Source organism: Natronorubrum aibiense (genome assembly GCF_009392895.1).
In the GTDB taxonomy this organism is placed as follows: domain Archaea; phylum Halobacteriota; class Halobacteria; order Halobacteriales; family Natrialbaceae; genus Natronorubrum; species Natronorubrum aibiense.
The window spans coordinates 395,421-417,227 of sequence record NZ_CP045489.1 but is presented as its reverse complement, the minus strand read 5'-3'; the positions used below and the strand labels follow the sequence as shown (position 1 = coordinate 417,227).

The window sequence follows — 21,807 nt, the reverse complement described above, 5'->3', positions numbered from 1 at the left end:
ACATGTGGGCATCCTTGTGAAGCTACTTATGGAATCCATCAATTAGGTGGTTCAGCATGACGCTCCAGATTGACCATGATCGCCTCGTTGCGACGATGGAAGAGCAGGCAACATACGGCGCCACCGAGGACGGCGGCCTGCACCGACTTGCGCTCACTGAGTCCGATCGCGAAATCCGAGACTGGTTTGTCGACCAGCTACAGGCAGCCGAACTCACAGTCCGCATCGACGAATTCGGTAATATATTCGGCCGACGCAAAGGGAGCAATCCTGATGCTGCACCAGTGTTACTAGGCTCGCATCTTGATTCCCAGCCAAACGGTGGTATCTACGATGGGGCACTCGGCGTGGTCGCGGCCCTAGAGTTTGTCCGCGCGCTAAATGACGAAGATATCGAGACGGTTCGACCCGTTGAGGTCGTGAACTGGACGAACGAAGAAGGATCTCGTTTCCAGCCGGCAATGCAAGGCAGCGGCGTTTGGGCCGGCGCACATGACATTGAGGTCGAACGCTCAAAAACGGACGACGACGGTGTTGCGCTTGGCGAAGCGCTCGATAACATCGGTTATCGGGGAGACATCCCGGCAGAACCAGACTCCGAGTACGAAGCTTATCTCGAACTCCATGTCGAGCAGGGGCCGAAGCTCGCTGAGACCGGCGCAGACGTTGGGGTCGTCACCGGTATCGTCGGATTCACATGGGGTGCAGTTACTTTCCATGGCGAGGCAGATCACTCCGGACCGACACCGATGCATCACCGTAGTGACGCTCTTGTAGCGGCCGCGGATCTGATTACGGCGATTCGACGCATTCCTGGGACACTCGGCGATCAGACTGTTGGGACCGTCGGTTACGTCGATACCAAACCAAACTCCATCAACGTCATCCCTGGTGAAGTGACGGTAACATGGGGATTTCGCGATCCCGACGACGAAGTCGTCGAGCAAGCGTACCAGCGGGTACTTGAGGAGGCTGAGCATGTGGCTAAACGGGAAGGAGTCGATTACGAGACCGAAGAACGCATGCGTGCGCCAGCTATTTCTTTCTCAGATCGCCCTGTCGACGCTGTTCGTCAGGCAGCTGAGAATCGCGACTGCCGATACCTCGAATTGATCAGCGGTGCAGGCCACGATGCGACTCATCTTGCATCAGTCTGCGACACCAGCATGGTGTTTGCAGTCAGCGAGGGCGGCAAGAGCCACTCACCGGCAGAATTCACCAGTTGGAACGACTGCTACGAAGCGGCGACTGTTCTGGCGAACGCGGCACTTGAGCTTGCGAACAACGTGACAAAGTAGAAGAAAAAATCTTCGAGGAGTAATCGGAGACCAGCACGATTACCAGAGGACAAATATTCTTCTGGGTTGGCGACGGTCATTTTACCTTCCAGAGCGGAGTACTGACTCTAAATTGTAATTACACTGCCTGCAGTATGGTATCAGAAAAATGATCGCTTATCTCCTTAACCCTACGATTTTAGCTGTCAATAAATGACTCGGTGGCACCCATCAGATCAGCTGTCGACGCGGCCATTACCTTCGCCGCGGTTATGATCTCGTCGATCGGTACAAATTCGTCAACAACATGGGCCTGTTCAAGCAGCCCAGGACCGTAGACGATGCACTCCTCGATACCCGCGTTGTTGACGACGAACCGCTGGTCGTCAGAGCCGGGCGAGACCACGGGATTGGTTTCATCATAGAACTCGAGAATGTTCTCCGTATACGCTTGGCTAACTGTGCAGTCTGCCGGGACACTTGCAGGCTCAGCGAACATGATTTCGTCGTACTCGAACGTCTGGCCCGTCGCCGATTCAGCACCGTCTATCAGGTCGCGTATCTCTTTGCGGGCGCTCTCAATGGACTCACCAGGAACGAGAACTCGATAGAATGTCGCCTGGCACCGGTCGGGAACGACATTTTCGGAGTAACCAGCATCGATCATCGTCACCGAGATGTCTGCGCTGCGTGACTCTGGTGGCGTGACCGAGAGATCGGTTGTGCGGGCGTGAAGTTCATCCTCATATTCATCGATTCGTCCGAGGAAATCATTCATCGCCATGACGGCGTTCGATCCCTCATGAGCCATGCAGCCGTGGGACTTCACACCATGGGAAGTGACGTGGAATTTCAGTACGCCTCGATGACCGAGACATATTCTGGAAGAATCGAAACACTCCGTGTAGATGCAGTGATCAGTGTTCTCCGAGGAAATGTATCCCTCGTCGACGAGATATCCAAGTCCGGTGAACCCACCTGTTTCTTCGTCCACGGTCATGCTCTGGGTGACCGATCCGTGAATTTCAATGCCGGTAGCTTCGAGCGCATCGATGGCGAAGAGGCTTGCTGCGATACCAGATTTCATGTCACTGGCGCCTCGCCCGTAGATACGACCACCTTCAACAGCCGGATCGTAAGGGTCATAGCTCCAGTCTTCCCCCGCAGGAACGACGTCGAAATGACCCGTAAAGTGGATATCCGGTCCAGATAGCTCGCCTGTTTTTCGTCCCAGTACGTTTACGCGCTCGTGATCTACCCGTTGGGGATAATGCTCTGCGACGATTTCCTCGGGAACGGTAACTGTCTCGACGTTGTAACCTCGGTTAGTTAGTTCGCTGGCAAGAAATTCTGCGCCCTCTCGATAGTTCCTCCCGGGTGGGTTCTCTGTTTCGACGGCAAGAAATTCACGTACAAACTCGACGATCTGATCCTCACGGTCGTCGACTGCATCGTAGATGGCTTGTTTGGTAACCATATTAGATATCCCGTCCTCCATCCACTTCGAGTACAGTCCCTGTCACCATTGATGCCTCGTCGCTAGCAAGGAAGGCGGCTGCGCTGGCGGTGTCTTCTGGTTTGGCTAGTCGACCTAAAGGGATGGTTTTAGCCATCGAGTCGACGCTCAGGTTGTTACCCGCGAATTCCGGAAGCATGTCGGTGTCTGTTGCGACCGGACAGATAGCGTTCACTCTGATCCCGTCCTCAGCGAGTTCATGCGCCAGCTGTTTCGTGAGGGTTATCATCCCTCCTTTGGAGGCAGCGTACGCTGAAAGGCCTGTTCGAGGACGAATACCTGCCGTAGATGCCGTGTTGAGAATGACGCCCTCTCCCTGTTCGCGCATATGGGGAACGGCGTACTTAGCGCCAAGGAATGCGCTCTTCAGGTTCACGTCCTGGATACGGTCCCACGTCTGTTCGGTCACGTCCTCAATCGGGGTTGACTCTTGGGGGATTCCGGCGTTGTTGTGGAGAATATCAATGCTCCCAAACTCTTCGATGGTTTGCTCGATAAACGACTCTACGTCCGCTGGATCAGAGACATCCGCAGTTATCGCGACAGCCGTGTTTTCACTTACAGTGTCTTCGATATTCGAAACAGTCTCGATAGCAGCATCGTCATCAAGATCGACAACGGCGACGCGAGCGCCACGCTCCGCGAACAGGCGGGCTGTCGCCCGGCCCATTCCGGATCCCGCACCGGTAATGACGGCTGTTTTGTTATCCAACATCATAGACAATAGTTATCGTACCGATCCATCAAAGTATCGGACAGTATTCGAACTTAGGGAGGAACATTAGCAATATAATCATATAAATATACTTGGGATAATTCATCCAGTCTTGTCTGGTGACAACGCATTGATTAACTGCTACCTGTAAAACAGACTTTTCAAGGTCATTTCGCCATAAGGAGAAAATCTCCGGTAACTACGCCGAAAAGGATGTCACGTATCGAGAAATCAGGCACCAGGGAGGTCCAATTCATCGTCATCTGCAATATTCACAGCGATATTTTTTGTCTGCAAATATGATTCGAGCGCATCTAGCCCCTTTTCACGGCCGATACCGCTTTTTTTGTAACCACCAAACGGAGTCTGATTCGTGTCGCCGAACCACTTGTTGATGTATACATTACCGGCTTCGAGGCGTTGGGCAAATCGATGGGCCCGCTTGATATCGTCTGTGAAGATGCCACTGACCAGTCCGTACTCCACGTCGTTTGCTATTTCGAGCGCCTCCGACTCGGTGGTGAATGGGATTACTGTGAGTACGGGACCAAAAATCTCCTCTTGCGCGATGCGCATATCGTTCTCGACGTCTGTGAATACCGTCGGTTCGACGAAGAACCCATCTCGGTCAAGAGCGTTCCCACCGGTCGCAAGTGTAGCGCCCTCCTTGTGACCGATCTCAATGTATCGTAGCACCTTCTCGAGTTGGTCTGCGGAGGCGAGCGGTCCCATATCGAGGTCCTGTGCCCCTGGTCCGATTTCATAGCTTTCAGCACAGTCGACAAATCGGCTAACAAACTCGTCGTGAACGTCCTCGTGAATAACAACTCGATCGGCCGCAGAACACACTTGTCCAGAGTTCGTGAAAATCGCTCTGGCGATCCAGTTCGTAGTCTTGTCGAGGTCCGCATCGGGAAACACAATAGCAGGATTCTTGCCACCGAGCTCCAAGGTCACTGGAGTTACGTTGTTCGCGGCCTGCTTCATAATGGCTTGGCCAGTCGGTACACTTCCAGTGAACGTGATAGTATCTACGTCAGGATGCGAGGTGAGCGCTGATCCTGTAGGTTTTCCAAATCCTGTGACAACATTGACGACACCATCCGGGATACCCGCCTCTGCACAGATTTCTGCGAGTCGAAGCGTCGAGAGTGGGGTTTGTTCAGCAGGTTTGATGACCGTCGTATTGCCAGCAACGAGCGCTGGTGCGACACCGCGTGCAAAGAGGTTTGCAGGAAAGTTCCACGGCGTGATTTGTACACTGACACCGTAAGGTTCCCGTACAGTGAAATCAACTTGCTTCGATCCGACCGGTATGCTTCTACCTTCAACCTTGTCAGCCGCACCTGCATAGTACTCGAAATATCGAGCTGCACTCTCGATGTCGCTCTCTGCTTGGGAAAGCGGTTTTCCCTGGTCTAAACTCTCCAAAGCTGCTAATTCGTCCCCATACTCTCGAATAAGTTGTCCAATTCGATAAATAATACGCCCACGCTCATCTGGTGATGTGTCACGCCATGCAGGATATGCCTCGCGTGCTACCTCCACCGCGCGGTCGACGTCAGTGGCTTGTGCCGCTGCCACCTCCGCAAGCGGTTTTTCAGTTGCCGGATTGATGGTGAGCAAATGCTCACCGTCCACTGCTGACATCCATTTTCCTCCGATATAGAGGCCGTACGTGTCTCGAACCAGTCTGTCTGAGATGGTCATGCATTATAGTATACTATACAGTTCATTAATCGTTTGGTCCGAATATATTCGTCTACTCAGCCTACAGCCTGAATTTTGCTCACGATTTTGGTCACTGTCTAGTTTAGCACCTTCGCTGGCGTCTGTCCATTGAGTGATTAGCGAGGTTGTTATGCGTTATAGCAGATTCAGCTGAACCGATTCTCCGTACAGACTGCGTCGTAAGACGGTGAAAGACGAACGTAGGAATATTCACCAGCTATCCGTCTGTCATAAAATTGTTCATTGGGTCAAGCAGGGACGAGTGACTTGATTTTCAACCGCTCTAGCGTCTCGGTAGTTGGGACGCCATCTGAAGACCAGCCGCGCTGCTCGTAGTAGTCATCAAGCATCGTCTCGAACTCCTCTTTACTGATCGCGTTGCCGTCTGCGGGACCGCCCTGCTTGAGCGGTCGAGTGAACCGGTCGGGGAGAGTATCGTCGTCTCGCCCGAATCCCTCGCGGACGTTGAACAGCCGCGTCGCGTTCCAGGCGCGCTCGCCGACCGCCTGTAGGTCCTCAATAGTCACATCATAGGCGAGTTCGTTGAGCCACTCGCAGACGCGCTCGTAGTTGTACGCGGTGAACGAACATGAGACCATGCTGTAGGTCAGTGCGTTCTCATCCTGTTCGTCGATGACGACTGAGGCGTGACCCGCCGTATCGTGTGGGTCTCGCTCACCACCCAGTGCATCTGACCCGATCGGGAACGCCCGCTGGTGGCAGGCTCCCCTGTCCGCGGTGGCGTACGCGAGCGCCATGCTGAACGACGCCCGTGGCTCGTAGGCGGGTAACTCGAGTCCCTTAACCTGCACGGCGGCTTCTCGTGCGTCGGGGTGGCCATCACAGAGCAGTTCTGCCGCGCGAGCGGTTCCCTCTGCGAGTTCGTCGCCGATGCCCTCACGGTGGGCGATATCACGGATGATCTCGGCGGCGGTCTCGGCGTCGCCCCAGCCCAGGTCTGAGTCAACAAGTCCAGCCTCAGTGACCTCCATCAGCCACGAGAGGACGTTGCCGAGCGAGATCGTGTCCATCCCAAGCGTGTCGGCGAGGTTCGCGAGTTCGGTCACTTCGGTGACGTTCGTGATATCCGTGTTCGCGCCCATCATGCCGATCGTCTCGTACTCTGGCCCCCAATCGACGCTGGCGTCTGGGAAGTCTCCCTCGAGATCGGCGTCGCTCTCCTCGAAGTCGACGACGTGGCCGCAGGCGACGGGACAGCCGAAACAGGAGTCGGTACCAACGTGTCCCTCAGAGAAAGCGTCGATGTTCAGATCGTCGACGTTCTCGATGGTGCCGCGCGACCAGTTGTGTGAAGGCAGCGCGCCAACCTGCTGGGTCCAGTCGACGATCAGTTGCGTGCCGCCGTTTCGCGCCCAGGAGACCTCCTCGTCAGTCCCAAGCCGCTGGGTGTGCTCAACCTTCAGTTGCTGAATGTCGGGTGCTTTCGGCGGCGAGTTCCCTGTCGCGACGATCGCCTTCAGATTTTTCGAACCCATGACGGCGCCGACACCACCACGACCTGCGTGGTGGGTTCCCTCGTCGCTTGAAATCGTCGCGAACTTCACCTGATTTTCACCTGCAGGGCCGATACAGGCCGTCTTCGTCTGCTTTCCCTCGAACTGCTGCGCCGTCTCTTTTGTATCCAGTCCCCACAGATCGGTGGCGTCCTCGAGTCGCAGTTCGCCGTCGTCAATTCGAAGCATGACTGGTTCCTCTGCACGCCCTTCGATCGCGATTGCGAGTACGTTCGGAAGCGCGTACCTGACCATCGTCGGGAAATGGCCGCCGGAGTAGGAGTCGACGAACGTACCGGTCAACGGTGACTTCGTTACAGCACCGTATCGTGACGTTCCTGGTGCAAACCCAGTGAGCGGGCCAAACAGGAAGTACATTTTGTTTTCGGGAGAGAGCGGATCGACGCCAGCCTCGACTTCATCAAGGAGCAGTGCCGCCCCAAGTCCCTTTCCGGCGATGAACCGATCACGATACTTTTGTGGGACGGTTTCGAGTGATATCTCTTTATCCGTCAGATTCACTCTAATGAGTGTATCCAGCTGCGTTACCTGTTCGGGGGTATCGACAGTTACCTGTGCCATTATCAAACACAGGGATATCAACCTATAAATAAGTACACGACCGCCCGTCGGTAAACGCTGGCAGGGTGTGTGAATATCCCATATGGTTTTCACCACTGCAAACGAGCTAGCAGCTATGACTGACGAACTCATTCACATGTCTGCTACGGGGATGGCCCGACAGATTCGAGACGGCGACGTATCGCCGACCGATGTAGTCGACGCGCATCTCGATCGAATCGCTGACCGAAACGACCGGACGAACGCCTTCATCACCGTAACCGAAGACCTGGCCTATGAACAGGCCCATGAGGCCGAGCAAGCGATCGAGAACGGCGAACCGCTCGGACCGCTCCACGGCGTACCGGTCGCGATCAAGGACCTGGATAACGTCGAGGGAATCCGGACGACGTTCGGCTCGAAACTGTACGTGGACAACGTCGCTGACGAGGATGACCTGTTCGTCTCGCGGTTGAAAAATGCAGGTGCGATCATCGTCGGAAAGACGAACACGCCCGAGTTCGGGTTGGGCGTCGCGACTGATAATCTGGTCGCCGGTCCCACAGGGACACCGTTTGATCCGGCGAAAATTTCGGGCGGCTCTTCAGGCGGTGCGGGGGCTGCCCTCGGCGACTCGCTCGTTCCGATTGCGCAAGGCTCGGATACCGGCGGCTCCATTCGCGTACCAGCGGCCTGCTGCGGCGTGTTCGGCCACAAACCTACGTTCGGCCTCGTGCCTGACCCCAGTCGACCGAACGCATTCAGCAATCACACACCGTTCAGCCATCTCGGACCGATGAGCCGAACCGTCAAGGACGCCGCACTCATGCTTGATGTCATGGCCGGTCCGGATCAGCGTGATCCATTCTCGCTTCCCGACGACGGAACGAAGTACGTGGACGCACCTGATCGCCCTATCGGCGATTTGAAAATCGCGTACAGCCCGGATCTCGGTACGTACCCAGTCTCTTATGCAGTGACAGATGTTCTCAGTGAAGCTGTCGAGGCCTTCGAAGACGCAGGGGCGACTGTCGAGCATATCACACCTGACCTTGGTCACACCAAAGAGGAAATCGTCGACGCTTACTACACCTTCGCCAACGTCCTGTGGGGTATGCTCCTCGAGAACCTAGAGGACGATGGCTTCGATCCGTACGGTGCGGATCGCAAGAAACTTCGTCCCTACCTGGTTAACCTGATACTCGAGTCGGACGAACCAACGATGAAAGCCTACCGTGATGCGAACGTTGTTCGGACAAACGTCCTTGACGGTCTCTGCGATGTCTTTGGAGAGTACGACCTACTCGTGTCGGCGACAATGGCGGTTCCGCCGTTTGCCCACGGCGAGTATCCAGGACAGATTGGTGGAACCGAGATCGAACCGTACCGCGGCTGGATCCTGACGCAGCCGTACAACTTAACCGGTCAGCCGGCGGCCTCCACGCCTGCTGGATTCTCCGATGACGGGTTGCCGATTGGCATGCAGATTGCGGCACCGCGCCATCGCGACGAGGACGTACTTGCTGCCGCCGGGACACTCGAGTGCCAGCGCCCGTGGCACGACGCGTATCCGCAATAGAGGTCCCCTATTTTCTGAGAGCAAGGGATGTTACTCAGACTGCACTGCTGATTATCAGGGTTAGTGCCCAATAGTGTTTTATTTGACATCTATTAGTATGTGGTTGTTCTTCCCAAAGTATTAATAAAATCCTCTTCTTTCAATCCACAGTATGTCCTAGTGACCACAGGTAAACCGACGATGTGGATGTTTTGGTCAACGTCCAGGACGTCGGGTCAATAGGGCGAGTATGCATGACTGAACATGAGATCCGCCACTACCGGGTTGTGTGGCACGAGAACAGTATGCAGTTTGCCCATTGGTGGCATGAGATGATAGCTGACGGTGCACTGTTTGTCAACCGGATGCAGAGCGAGCGGATCTTTACGACGTACACACGGAAGCTCAACTGCGCGTCGAGGAAGGCGTCTATAACGCAGAGAACCATATACAAATGACGAGAACGACAATGACACTACCAGTAACAGATATGTTCATGACTGTAACTGCTACGACCACAATCAGGACTGAATGCGATAGAACCGACCAGGAGGCCGCCCAATGAGCGAACGCATCGCTATCGTGGGCGGCGGCGTCATTGGCTGCGCCGTCGCACGTAAGCTCGCATCCGACTACGAAGTCGAGGTTTTTGAGAAAGGACAACTTGCGAGCGAAGCGTCGGCACTTGCAGCCGGCGAAGTCACGATGCTCTCGAGTTATGAGGACAAGCCAGACATCGGCTGGCACGCAGTTGATTTCTTTCGGGAGTACGATGGGACTGACGAGTTCACCTTCACAGAACTGCCGAGTATCGGTCTTGTCACGCCTGATCGGGAAGATGAAAAGCGACGGTACGCAGCGCGACTCGCAGCGGAGGGCCTCCCCGTCCGCTACCTCGACCGGGAGACGGCGCGCGAGCAGTACCCGACGTTCGATTTCTCGGATCATGCCGGCGTTATCGAACATCGCGTCTCGGGCTTTGTCGATCCATACACGTTCGCAATGACGTTGCACCACGACGCTCGCGACGACGGCGCAACCTTCCACACGAACACGGCCGTTCGCAACCTACTCGTCGAGGATGATGACGTCGTCGGTCTCGAAACCGAAGACGGTCGCATCGATGCCGATCACGTGGTCTGTGCGGCAGGTTGGCGAAGCCGCGAGTTCCTGCTTGAACACGTCCCGATTCCGGTTCGCCCCTACCGAACGCAGTGTATCGTACTCGAGCCGAAGTCACCGCTGCCTGAGGGATTTCCGATGGGTTGGTTCCCCGGTGAGCACGTTTACTTCCGACCGGAACATAACGGCGATTTCCTCATCGGTGGCTGGTCATTTGCCGAAGACAACCCCGAGGGAGCAAGCGGACAGGCCGATGAGGCGTTTCGGAATCACGTTGCCGATCTTGTGCCGACGTTCCTCGAGGGCTTCGAGGAGGCAGGCTACGTCGACGACTGGGCTGGCGTTGACGGTGCGACACCAGACACGCGGCCGATTCTTGATGCACCGGCAGACGCACCAGATGGTCTCATCGTCGCCACGGGCTTCAACGGCCGCGGCGTCATGACTGCACCGGTTGCTGCTACCGCCGTTCGATCTCTGATTACGGGCGAAGACGCACCGTTCTCGCTCGATACCTTTGCGATCGACCGGTTCACCACGCGCTCCGACGATTTCGAGTTCATCAGCATCAGTGCAGGCGATTAATCACGCTGATTAGAGTCGCGTCTACTAGCTCACCTTTCGGGAAGTACCATGGAGCGATAACCACGACAGTATTTTATCACGGTGATTGTCAACTATTTTCACGCTTCGTAAAGTGCAGTGTGATCGAAACGAGAGCGAATACAGACTCGATTTAACAACTCTTAGTCGGTTAGGGCTGACTAGAGTATCTGTTCAGTCATATCTTCGTATCGATCCGTCTACCTTATCAGTGGCAAGCCTTCACATATTGTGAAAAAGAGTCACGGATTGGTCAGCAACAAGAAACGTCCCTCTCGAATATTTACAAAGGTACTTATGTAATACAACGATCCGAAAATTACGCTCATACTTGGTAAGAGCATTCTTATCGAGTATGAGATAGTCGATAATTCGAATTTTACGTTACGTGAAACGGTGTCGGTGATCTATGAGAGGGTACGATCAGTCAGCAAACAAAGACGGTTTGTGGTGAATGACGGTGTTCCATCACCGCTGATAGCGTGTTGAATAGGGTTTTGTGTCAGTGAATTCTCCCCTCCACTCGATCGCTTCGCTCGCTCCTTGAGGAAGGGGCTTAGCGCCTACTTTCAGCTAATATCGCTTTCGTAGATGGTTAGTGTCTGGCGAGCACTCTACTCGAGTTGGGCTGCAAAATCGGCTTCGATAGCGTCGACGGTGTTGAGTAGGTTGTCAATCATTTCATCTTTGACGCCGTTCTCGTAAATGTAAGTTGGCCAGCCGATGCTGAGTGAACCGAAAACACGGCCGTCGGGCAGCGTGACCGCGGCACTGATGTTAGAGAACCCCTCCAGCACTTCCTGATGGATTTCGGCGTATCCTTGGTCGCGAATGGTGTCTAATTGGTCGTAGAGTTGCTCACGATCAGTGACTGAGTAGGGTGTTTGTGCGGGGAGTCCCCATCGATCGAGAATCTCCTCAACCCGGTCGTCCGGAAGTTCGGCCAGGATCACCTTCCCTGAGGCGGTGTTGTGCATGTAGTAGTACCGTCCATCGCTCCACGTGCTTTCATCGGGGTTACCGTAGCCTTTCGGTTCGTGGATGACATCGGCGATGGAAATGAGTCGGCCGTGCTCCTCGACGAGAAATTCAACTTCCAGATTTATCTGTTCGGCAAGTTCACTCACGTGCCGTCGGGCGATGTTGAACAGCGGTGTTCGGTAGTACGCTGACCGCCCGAGGTGCAGAAATTTGAGCCCGATTTCGTATACACCGTCTTGTTCGACGAGCCAACCTTCTTCGCAGAGCGTTGCGAGGTGGTTGTGTGCCGTGCTGTAGGCAATGTCGACACCGTCTGCGATCTCTGTCAGTGTCGTGTGTTCATGATCTTGGACGAACTCGATGATCCGAAAGGATGTCTTGGTTGTTCGAACCGGCCGTGCCGTGGTGGTCTCGCCCATGGTATGTGATTGCTGTGGTGGTACATAACATTTCACCATACGTAAAACGCCAACATGGCTTGAATGGATCTGAACTCCGAACACCACCTGCAATTCTGATTCGGCGCATGATTTATGATGTATGAGTCAGTGATACACAGTCATGGGTAAAAACACCATACGGGGTCCGAACGACAACTGTTGCGCAATGACCGACGTCTGTGACGGGGTGAACCGCTCATGAGCGACGGCAAGACGATCGCGTTCTTCCCCGAAGCGGCGTACGGCCCAGCGCTCAATTCAGTTGGGATCGCACAGGAGTGTCGAGAGCTCGGTCACGAGCCCGTCTTCCTCACCGACCCACCGATGGCAGAAGTGTTCGAAAACCACGGGTTCGAGACCTATGAGGTCAATATGGCAAACCCATCTCTGACTGCCGACGAGAAAGCGAAGTACTGGGATGACTTCATTAATAAGCACATCCCGAACTTCGACAAGGAACCCTACGACCAGCTTGACAACTATATTACCGAGTGCTGGGATGCCATCGTTGAGACCGCAAAGTGGGCCCAGAAGGAACTACCGGACGTGTTGGAGGAGGTTGATCCGGATCTGATCTGCGTCGACAACGTCGTTCTGTTCCCAGCTATCAAACAGTACGGCGTTCCCTGGGTCCGAATCGTCTCCTGCTCAGAGAATGAAATACCCGATTCTAACATCCCGCCGTACCTGTCGGGCTGTCGGGCGGACGATATGGAGAGTCACCACGAGTTTGAACGCCGATACAAGGAACTGATCGCACCGGTACACGATGATTTTAACGATTTCCTCAGAGAACACGGCGAGGATCCGTATCCGCGAGGACTGTTCCTCGAGCCCTCGCCGTATCTCAACTTGCTCAAGTACCCCGAACGACTGCGCTGGGACCGCTGGAACGAACTCGATCCGGATCGGTTCCAGTACCTCAACGGCTGTCTTCGAGAGGAGAGCGAGACCTACGAGGTGCCGTCGATCGGCAACGAGGACGACCCGCTGGTGTACCTAAGCTACGGAAGCCTTGGTGCGGGTGATACAGAATTGATGAATCGGCTTATCGACTTCTTCGGAACACAGCCGTACCGTTTCCTTGTGAACGTCGGCGAGTACATCGATGAATACAATGAGGACCGAATTCCTGACAACGTCGAAATCGATAGCTGGTTCCCGCAGCAGTCAGTAATCTCTCAGGCCGACATCGTCATCCACCACGGCGGAAACAATACGTTCAACGAGTGTCTCTACTACGGGAAGCCGGCAATCGTCATGCCATACGTCTGGGATGGTCAGGACAATGCGACGCGACTTGACGAGACGAACCATGGTATCAAACTCCACCGCTCCAACTGGACCGCCGACGAGTTTGCTGACGCACTCGAGACCTGTCTGACAGACGAGGAGATTCAGGCAAACGTCGCGACAACAGCCGCCGATATGCAGGAAAATAGCGGCACAAAAAAGGCGGCAACGCTGCTCGACGACCTGCTGGAGAGCCATGCCTGAGGAACCACCGATCGACAGCGAGTCACCGGCCGCGAGCGTGCTTAGGAACCCGACCGAGATCGACATCGATGACCTCGACGACTGGGGTCCGGTTCCAGACATGATCGAGGGTGAGTCCCACACGGCAGGGATGATTCTTTACACCGGACCTGACGGCGAGTCGGAAAGCGGTATCTGGTCCTGTACGCCCGGCCACTGGGAGTGTACGGTTGAGCGAGACGAGTTCTGCCACTTCCTCGAGGGCAGCGCGACCTATACACATAAAGACGGTACTGTCACCGAAATCGAGCCGGGAACGATCGCAATGTTCCCAGCCGGCTGGACCGGAACCTGCTGCGTCCACGAAACCGTGCGTAAAGTGTACATGTGCCGATGAACGAGAGATACTCATGAGACAGACATCGTCCGATCGCCGGCTCGCCCGCAGCCAGCACCAGCGCGGCGAACTTCGCCGACGAGGTGGGCACCGATGACTGCATTCGATCCATTCGGACGCCACATCTTCGCCGACGGGACGTTCCGAGAGAGCGAGTCACTCGAGTCGATGAACGTCATCGATCCTGCGACCGAGGAGTCGGTGGGAACCGTCGCCGTCTGCAACTCTGACGAAATCGAAGCCATCATTGAGAAAGCCGTTGAAGTGCAGTCGGCATGGGGACGAGAACCCGCAGGAACGCGCTCAGCCCACCTTCATGACGTTGCTGATTCGATCGAAGCGGACGACTTCGAGCGCATCGCGAAGCTGATGACGAGCGAGCACGGGAAGCCCTACCCTGAATCGGAAGGTGAACTCGCAAACGTCGCGGGAATCTTCCGGTACTACGCCGAAATGGCACGCGACGAACAGGGAAACGTTCCCGGCTCGACACAGGCGGAATCGTTTCAGTTCGACCGGGCGTTTCCCTACGGCGTCACCGTTCATATCGTTCCATCGAACTTCCCCGTCTTACTGACGGCCTGGACGGTCGCCGCTTCCCTCGCGGCCGGGAATGCGGTTATCGTTAAACCATCCGAACAGACGCCGCTCTCGACGCTCCAGTTTATGAAGCACTTCCGAGAGCTACCCGATGGCCTGGTCTCGTGTCTTACCGGCCGCGGCGAAACTGCACAGGCGATGATTCAGTCGGACGGGACGGATGCCGTCGCATTCACTGGCGGCGTCGAAACCGGTCGGAAGGTAAGTACGTCGTGTGCCGATCAGTTGATGCCAGCTGTCATCGAAGCTGGCGGCAACGACCCGCTGCTCGTCACTGAAAACGCCCCAATGGATGTTGCAGTCGCTGGCTCGACAACGGCAGCTTTCCACCTCTCCGGTCAGGTCTGTACGTCCGCCGAGCGGTTTTACGTCCATGACGCTGTCCACGATGAGTTCGTCGACGGCCTCATTGAGATGACGCAGGAACTTCGGGTCGGCAACGGATTTGACTCCAGCGAGATCGGCCCGCTCGTCAGCGAGGCTGCCCGAGACAACGTACAACGATTGGTTGACGACGCCCTCGAAAAGGGGGCGACACTCGAGTGTGGCGGTCGCGTGCCGCCGGACCAGGAAACAGGCTGGTTCTACGAGCCGACGGTGTTGACGGACGTGACGCCGGAGATGGAGATCATCCGCGAGGAAGTGTTCGGCCCCATCGCGCCGATATGCCGAGTCGAGAGCTTTGAGGAAGCGATTGCTGAGGCTAACCGCTCCGAATTTGGACTGGGTGCGTCAGTCTTTACGACGGACCTCGAGGAGGCGATGCAAGCATACGAGTCGCTAGAAGCTGGTATGGTCTGGATCAACAATCCGATGATCGACAACGACGCGATTCCGTTCGGCGGTTGGAAACACTCCGGTATCGGCCGCGAACTCGGCCGACAGGGGCTTGATGCGTTCCGACAGACGAAAATGGGCGTCATCGACTGGAACCCAAAAGTCCACGACTGGTGGTATCCATATCCTGAAGAGTGGTTCTACGACACCGATGACCAGCGGTTCTGACCGCTAGACCACCGGTTAGGGCTCGATTTTCCCGGTGAACGCGCAGCGAAGTGCTCCGTACAGCACGGCTTGTTCGCCGAGGTCGCTGCACACGATTTCGGGCGTATGAACGACGAGTTGTGACTCGATCCGTTCACAAATCGGATCTATGACGAGCGATGGATTGTTGAGCGCGACTGCGCCACCGACACTGACGACATCGGGCGCGTACGCATTGATCAGGTTTCCCATCCCAAGTACGTTTAGCTCAGCGATGCGGTCGACGACGCGTGTGGCGAACAGATCCGATCCGGCATGCTCGAAGATCTGTTTTGCGGTGAGCGACTCGGACTTGAGTGGGAGCGTCGTCTCAACGGGCGTCCCATCATTCTTGTCCGCCTCGGACAGCAGGCGAGCGAGCGCAGGAATGTTGTTCCCCGAGCAGTAGGCCTCCCAGTGGCCAGCCGCGCCGCAGCCACAGGGGAGGCGACCGGCAGCATCGATCGTCATGTGGCCAACCTCGCCGGCATTTCCATCGGTACCTAGAAGTGGAATACCGTTGCTTATCACGCCGGCGCCGATACCGGAGGAGAGTGTGAGGTAGACGGATGAATCGATATCGGGGTAGGTATGATGATGTTCCCCGATTGCACCGGCCAGTGTGTCGTTGAGCAGAACGACCGAATCGCTTTCGATCAGGTTTGCGAGCGGATCGACAAGCGGGATTGGGTCAAGTTCGAAGCCGGTACCAGAACCGGGATTGGAACCAGTACTTGCATCCGTACCAGCTCCCAGGTTCGACGAGATCGCGACCGTGCCGGTAGCTCGGTCGATCGCCCCCATTGACCCGATTCCAGCGCCGACGACTGACGACGGGTTGAGTGCTGCGTCTCGACACGCGTCGCGAACTACGTCGAGCACCGCCTGGGTGATTGCAGCTGCGGTCGGTCCTTGCGGGGTTTCAGCTCTGGCTCGTCCGACGATCGTCCCGTTTTTGTCGCCGACGATTGCACGGACGTTCGTTGCACCGAGATCGACGGCTACGGCGTACATTACCGGTACACAGCCACCGAATTGACTTAACTTTGGGTGGTGGTCTCAGACACCGCCCACGGGCGAGCGTTTATGACTCTCGTCTCGGTATGGTATCACATGAGTCGGATAGCCTTCGGAACTGGCGGCTGGCGAGCGACGCGAGAACGCTTTACGGACGAGAACGTTCGAATGGTTGGGCAGGGGGTCGCAACGTATCTCACGGAAACGCAAGGAGTAGAACCATCCGAGAAACCGGTCGCTGTCGGTTACGACGCCAGAGAAACATCAGCTGACGCTGCAGCGAGTCTCGCGGACGTCCTCTCGAGTAATGGGTTCGATGTCCTGCTCACTAATAGGGATCTGCCAACCCCTGTAATCGCCTATTCGGTCGTCAACCGGGATCTCGCTGGTGCCCTCATCGTAACGGCCTCACACAACCCGCCGGAATACAACGGCGTGAAGTTCGTTCCCGGTGATGCAAAATCTGCGGTTCCCTCAATCACTGACGCGATAGAAGCTCATATCGCGCCTCCAAAGGTCTTCCCGGAGGAGAAACACGGCACTGTCAGCCGCTTCAATCCTGTTGACTCCCACAGGACTCATGCACTTGAACTCACTGACCGGTACTTCGACACCGACCTCTCTAACCTCACCGTCGTCTACGACGCGATCCACGGTAGTGGTCGGGGTATTACCGACGAGTTACTCGAGTCCGCCGGTGCGACGGTCATCCGCCACCGCTGCGATCGCGATCCGACGTTCGGTGGGAATGCACCTGAACCGAATCCCGAAACGCTCGCCGAGTTGCCGGGGATTGTCGACGCGCACGACGCTGATCTCGGCATCGCGAACGACGGCGATGCCGACCGAATCACGGTTTGTACCCCCGATAGAGGGGTACTAAGCGGTCATCTTCTCTTCGCAACAATTTACGAGGCGCTGCTTGGGGATGCATCAGTGACGGGGTCCGCTATTCGGACAGTCTCAACAACGTTCCTAATTGACCGAATCGCAGACATGCACGGGACTGAAGTGCACGAAGTTCCAGTCGGCTTCAAGTGGATCGCAGACGGTATGGCGACGTACAACGGCCTTTTTGGTGGCGAGGAGTCAGGCGGCTTCACCATTGACGGTCACATCGGCACAAAAGACGGCGTGCTTGTCGCGTTGCTGGCCGCCGCGGTGGCTTCGAGCGAACCGATCGACAGCAGGCTTGACCGCCTTTTCGAAACCTACGGCGAAATCCATGCTGACAAGGTTAGTGTCGATTGCCCTGACGAGCAGAAAGATGCTGTCATCTCATCTCTCGAAGCGGAACTTCCTGATATTGTTGCCGGCCAGTCCGTGGTTGACACTGTTTCTCTCGATGGCTATAAACTACTCCTTGAGGATGGCTCCTGGATCCTCATCCGACCGAGCGGAACTGAACCAAAGATGCGGTTGTACGCTGAGACGCCCACAAGCGGCCGACTTGAGTCGTTGCTCGACGCCGGTAGCGAACTTATTGTGGCTCACCGCGAGCAGGAATGCTAAAACTGATCTGGACGCCGAACTGGAAATAACTGTTATCCCGTTTGACGTTGCCCGTTCTGCCATACTCGTGAAAGCATACGTCAGTTCCAGAGATTTGTGGTTCGAGTTCAGATGGGCAGTTAACCGTCGTACGGATGATTGACTGCACGGAACGCTTCCTCAGCTATCTCCAGCGCGTGGTCGATTTCCTCCTCGGTGTGGGTATACGTCGTGAAGAAACGCTCACCCTGCATCGGGTTGCCAAATAGCACGCCGCGTCCGGCGGCCTCGAGCCACCAATCGGCGAACTGTTCTTCGTTTGCCTTCCAGCTGTCGCGGTAGGAGTGGATATCCGCGTCGGTCATATAGACTTGCCCCATCGAGCCGACGTTCTGGACGTTGACTGGAAGCCCGACGTCGTCAGCGACCTCTTGGAGACCACCGAAGAGTTTCTCACCCATTTGTTCGATGTGATCGTAGACGTCCTCTCGCTCCAATATTTCGAGAGTCTTCAGACCGGCTGCGGCAGAGACTGGATGGCCGTTGTAAGTCCCACCGTGGAACGCGGAGGCATGCCATTTCTCGTCTTCCTTTTTTTCCGGCGGCTCGATTTCGGCCATGATTTCGGCTTTACCACCAAATCCGCCGGTCTGGTAGCCCCCTCCGGCAACCTTGGCGAAGGTAGTCATGTCGGGTGTGACGCCGAATCGCTCCTGTGCGCTTCCGAGACCGAGTCGAAAGCCGGTCATCACCTCATCCCAGATGAGGATAATATCGAGCTCTTCGGTGAGTTCGCGGAGGAACTCGTGATAGCCGTCGCGGGGCTTGAGACAACCCGCCGAGAACATCACGGGTTCGATAATCACCGCCGCGAGATCGTCGGCGTATTCACGGAGGATATCTTCGGTCGCTTCCTTATCATTGAACGGGAACGCGACAACGGTGTCGCTAATCACGTCCGGAATACCCGTCCCGTATGAAACGGTGTTTGGCCGATCTGCAGGACCGAGCGCCTCCTCGCTGGCGTACACGCTTTGGAGCGCGTAGTCATGTGCGCCCGCGTATCCGCCTTCAGGTTTGGCGATCATATCTCGCCCGGTATACGAACGAGCGACGCGCATGGCATGCATCGTCGCCTCGGAACCGCTGTTCGCCAGTCGAACCGATTCGATACTCGGCGTCAACTCGGCGATTTTTTCCATAAACTCGATTGCGATCGGTTGCGGCGTCGCCGTCAGATCTGCAGTGTCGACCTGTGCTTTCACTGCCTCACGAACCTCTGGATGACCGTGGCCGAGGATAGTTGGACCCAGTGCCAACAGGAAATCGAGATATTCGTTGTCGTCGATATCGTATACGTACGACCCATCCGCTTCGTCGACGTAGAAGGGGTACGGATCGAACGCCCGAACGTTTGATTCGACTCCCAGCGGTGTCACCGCTGCAGCGCGCTCGTGAAACGCTTCGCTTGAGGGTGTTCGTTCGCGCAGCAATTCAGCATGATCGTGCTCGTGCTCCTCGTCACCAAGGCTCATCGAAGATACCGACGAAGGGTGGACCAATAAATCTTTGGAGAAATAGAGTATCTAGCGAATTAATACAGTATCTCCCATCGTCTAGAAAGCGATCACTCGAGCGAGGCATACTCAAGCGGTAACACGCCCCTTCCAAACCGCTATCGGGCTTCAGAATCTTGCGAATCGGCAGTTCCATCACGTCGATTCCGTGGTTGTAAAGCGCTGAACTGACTCTGGTTCCCCGCAGCCAGCACTACTAATCTCGGTTCGATGACTGATCTCACACGATTTCGTCAAAAGTTATTTGTTACCGGGAAACACACTGATCGAGAAGGACACGCATGGAAGCACAATCCAGTGTCGAAAGTCAAGAACCGACAATGCTCCGGCGGGCAATTCGGACGATTCGCCGTCACCGGTTGACGGGATTACTCGTAAATATCACACCGAGTGCGTTCTGGTTGACGGTGTTCTTCCTCATTCCACTCGGCGTGATGTTCTACTACAGCTTCGGCGAACGCGGGGCGTTTGGAGAGGTACTGCTCGGCGCAGAAAACCTTGGACTGCAGCAATACAGACTCTTTTTTGCACCGTCTGATGTGTCGATCCCTCAGGCGATTTGGTGGACGGTGGCGTGGATCGTCGAGAGTCTGCTTCCGTTCGAATTTAGCCTTGCCGCTGGCGAACCGACACCGTACGTCCAACTGACGCTCAAAAGCATTGCGTACGGATTGGTGACAACGGCGACAGCGCTCGTTGTCGGCTATCCGACGGCCTATTACATCGGCCACATCGCCCCGGAGGAGTATCGAAACCTGTTGCTCGTACTTATCATCCTGCCGTTCTGGGCGTCGTACTTGGTCAGAGTGTACGCGATCCAACTCTTGCTCTCCTCGAACAGTCTCGTGACGACCGCTCTCGGAATCCTTCCATTTTATGAGGCGGGTACCTCACTAATGAATACGCAGTTCGCGGTATTCACGGGGCTGCTTTACATCTGGATTCCGTTCATGATCTTGCCGGTCTATGCGAGCATCGAACAACTCGATTTCACCTTGCACGAAGCCGCGATGGACCTCGGTGCCGATCGTTTCGAGGCATTCCGTCGCGTGATCTTTCCGCTCTCGATGCCCGGCGTCGTTGCGGGGAGTATCCTTGTATTTATCCCAAGTACTGGTGCGTACGTCATTCCGGAGTTGCTCGGCGGCACCAACAGTCAGATGATCGGCAACTTCATTGCTAACCAGTTCGGAGCCTCCGGAAACTGGCCGCTCGGTGCCGCTGCCTCGTTCGTTCTGATGGGCGTCATGCTCTTGTCTATCTGGATCTACCAGCGGTACGGTGAGGGTGATCTGGTATGAGTCTCGCCGATAGCGACGACCTTTCGATTGGACAACGGTTCCGCCGGGCCCGTTCTCGTATCTTCGAATACGGGACGATTGGTCTTGCAATTCAGGCGCTGTTGGTATACCTGTTCCTCTACATTCCAATCATTGTTGTCGTTGCCCTCTCGTTCAATAACTCGCGGTACGCCGTCGTCTGGGAAGGATTCACGACTGAGTGGTACCGGGCACTGCTGGCGGGCGAAACCGTCGCACGAGTTAATCCTGCCGCCGCATTCAACTCGCTATTGTACTCGATTGAAATCGCCATCGTCACGGTCGTCGTCAGCACCGTCTTTGGGACGATGCTTGCCTTTGCGCTCGATCGATACGAGTTCCCCGGAAAAGGCCTGTTCCTCGGACTCGTTTACATGCCGATCATCATTCCCAGCATCGTCATGGGTATTTCGTTGTTATTGTTCTTCAACATGATCGGGATGAGCTTGGGTGTCCACACGGCAATGATTGCACATATCTCGTTTGGCATTAGCTTTGTCGCCGTCGTCGTCGCCGCTAGGCTTCGGAGCTTTGACCGGACGCTCGAAGAGGCGGCACAGGATCTCGGTGCAAACGAACTCGAGACGTTCCGATACGTGACATTCCCAGCGATTAAACCGGGTGTGATAGCCGGATCGTTACTCGCGTTCGCGATGAGCTTCGACGACTTCGTGGTCACTTTCTTTGTGATCGGGAACGAAAATACCCTCCCGATTTTCTTTTTCTCGATGGTTCGACAGGGGATCTCCCCCGGCGTCAACGTCGTCGCGACACTGATCCTGGTAGTGACCATGTTCCTTGTCGCACTTGCACAGTGGATCGAAGGGCCGACCTGGTAACCGATCCGTTGACTCCTTCCAAAAACTATCGTTCTGTAGACCAATTTACC

At 55.7% G+C, this 21,807-nt stretch carries 16 protein-coding genes; 9 read left to right on the top strand and 7 right to left on the bottom strand.

Features of this window, described 5'->3' with window-relative positions; genetic code table 11:
• Positions 1-56 precede the first annotated feature (56 nt).
• Positions 57-1,298 carry a Zn-dependent hydrolase gene (locus GCU68_RS18535; RefSeq protein WP_152944077.1) on the top strand — a complete coding sequence of 414 codons (1,242 nt, stop codon included), beginning with the start codon at positions 57-59 and terminating at the stop codon, positions 1,296-1,298.
• Positions 1,299-1,476: 178 nt separating this feature from the next.
• Here the strand turns inward: GCU68_RS18535 and GCU68_RS18530 are convergent, their stop codons facing one another.
• From GCU68_RS18530 to GCU68_RS18515, 4 genes are all read right to left on the bottom strand, one after another.
• The gene (locus GCU68_RS18530; RefSeq protein ID WP_161991527.1) at positions 1,477-2,754 is read right to left on the bottom strand and encodes an ArgE/DapE family deacylase; all 1,278 of its coding nucleotides are present in this window, start codon (positions 2,752-2,754) and stop codon (positions 1,477-1,479) included.
• A gap of 1 nt (position 2,755) precedes the next feature.
• Complete coding sequence (locus GCU68_RS18525; protein WP_152944074.1) at positions 2,756-3,511, bottom strand: SDR family oxidoreductase; 756 nt, start codon at positions 3,509-3,511, stop codon at positions 2,756-2,758.
• 228 nt (positions 3,512-3,739) lie between these two features.
• Positions 3,740-5,218, bottom strand: a complete 1,479-nt coding sequence (locus GCU68_RS18520) for an aldehyde dehydrogenase family protein (RefSeq protein ID WP_152944072.1) — start codon at positions 5,216-5,218, stop codon at positions 3,740-3,742.
• A 269-nt stretch (positions 5,219-5,487) separates the two neighbouring features.
• A complete protein-coding gene (locus tag GCU68_RS18515; protein ID WP_152944070.1) occupies positions 5,488-7,335 on the bottom strand; it encodes an aldehyde ferredoxin oxidoreductase family protein in 1,848 nt (615 codons plus the stop codon).
• A gap of 115 nt (positions 7,336-7,450) precedes the next feature.
• Here GCU68_RS18515 and GCU68_RS18510 point away from each other — a divergent pair, with 115 nt between their 5' ends.
• Positions 7,451-8,893 (top strand): amidase, encoded by a 1,443-nt coding sequence (locus GCU68_RS18510; RefSeq protein WP_152944068.1) that lies wholly within the window; start codon positions 7,451-7,453, stop codon positions 8,891-8,893.
• Between the two features lie 540 nt (positions 8,894-9,433).
• Complete coding sequence (locus GCU68_RS18505; protein ID WP_152944066.1) at positions 9,434-10,579, top strand: NAD(P)/FAD-dependent oxidoreductase; 1,146 nt, start codon at positions 9,434-9,436, stop codon at positions 10,577-10,579.
• Between the two features lie 632 nt (positions 10,580-11,211).
• Here the strand turns inward: GCU68_RS18505 and GCU68_RS18500 are convergent.
• Positions 11,212-11,997 carry an IclR family transcriptional regulator gene (locus tag GCU68_RS18500; protein ID WP_152944064.1) on the bottom strand — a complete coding sequence of 262 codons (786 nt, stop codon included), beginning with the start codon at positions 11,995-11,997 and terminating at the stop codon, positions 11,212-11,214.
• A 219-nt stretch (positions 11,998-12,216) separates the two neighbouring features.
• On the opposite strand from GCU68_RS18500, the gene GCU68_RS18495 reads away from it, so the two are divergent.
• The 3 genes from GCU68_RS18495 to GCU68_RS18485 all read left to right on the top strand — a co-directional run bounded on the left by GCU68_RS18495 (position 12,217) and on the right by GCU68_RS18485 (position 15,496).
• The gene (locus GCU68_RS18495; protein ID WP_152944063.1) at positions 12,217-13,515 is read left to right on the top strand and encodes a glycosyltransferase; all 1,299 of its coding nucleotides are present in this window, start codon (positions 12,217-12,219) and stop codon (positions 13,513-13,515) included.
• Complete coding sequence (locus GCU68_RS18490; RefSeq protein ID WP_152944061.1) at positions 13,508-13,891, top strand: cupin domain-containing protein; 384 nt, start codon at positions 13,508-13,510, stop codon at positions 13,889-13,891. The genes GCU68_RS18495 and GCU68_RS18490 overlap by 8 nt, the downstream gene beginning before the upstream one ends.
• A gap of 93 nt (positions 13,892-13,984) precedes the next feature.
• A complete protein-coding gene (locus tag GCU68_RS18485; protein WP_152944059.1) occupies positions 13,985-15,496 on the top strand; it encodes an aldehyde dehydrogenase family protein in 1,512 nt (503 codons plus the stop codon).
• Between the two features lie 15 nt (positions 15,497-15,511).
• Here GCU68_RS18485 and GCU68_RS18480 read toward each other — a convergent pair whose 3' ends face one another.
• Entirely contained in the window at positions 15,512-16,528 is a 1,017-nt protein-coding gene (locus GCU68_RS18480; RefSeq protein WP_152944058.1) for an ROK family protein, read from the bottom strand.
• Positions 16,529-16,627: 99 nt separating this feature from the next.
• Here GCU68_RS18480 and GCU68_RS18475 point away from each other — a divergent pair, with 99 nt between their 5' ends.
• On the top strand, positions 16,628-18,043 hold the full coding sequence (locus tag GCU68_RS18475; RefSeq protein ID WP_152944056.1) for a phosphohexomutase domain-containing protein: 1,416 nt from the start codon (positions 16,628-16,630) through the stop codon (positions 18,041-18,043).
• 119 nt (positions 18,044-18,162) lie between these two features.
• Here GCU68_RS18475 and GCU68_RS18470 read toward each other — a convergent pair whose 3' ends face one another.
• Positions 18,163-19,557, bottom strand: coding sequence for an aspartate aminotransferase family protein (locus tag GCU68_RS18470; RefSeq protein ID WP_152944054.1), 1,395 nt, complete (start codon positions 19,555-19,557; stop codon positions 18,163-18,165).
• Between the two features lie 323 nt (positions 19,558-19,880).
• On the opposite strand from GCU68_RS18470, the gene GCU68_RS18465 reads away from it, so the two are divergent.
• Both GCU68_RS18465 and GCU68_RS18460 read left to right on the top strand, forming a co-directional pair.
• Positions 19,881-20,900, top strand: a complete 1,020-nt coding sequence (locus GCU68_RS18465) for an ABC transporter permease (RefSeq protein ID WP_227015065.1) — start codon at positions 19,881-19,883, stop codon at positions 20,898-20,900.
• Positions 20,897-21,757: an ABC transporter permease gene (locus GCU68_RS18460; protein WP_152944053.1), complete on the top strand. Its 861-nt coding sequence runs from the start codon at positions 20,897-20,899 to the stop codon at positions 21,755-21,757. Before GCU68_RS18465 ends, GCU68_RS18460 begins: the two co-directional genes overlap by 4 nt.
• Positions 21,758-21,807 lie beyond the last annotated feature (50 nt).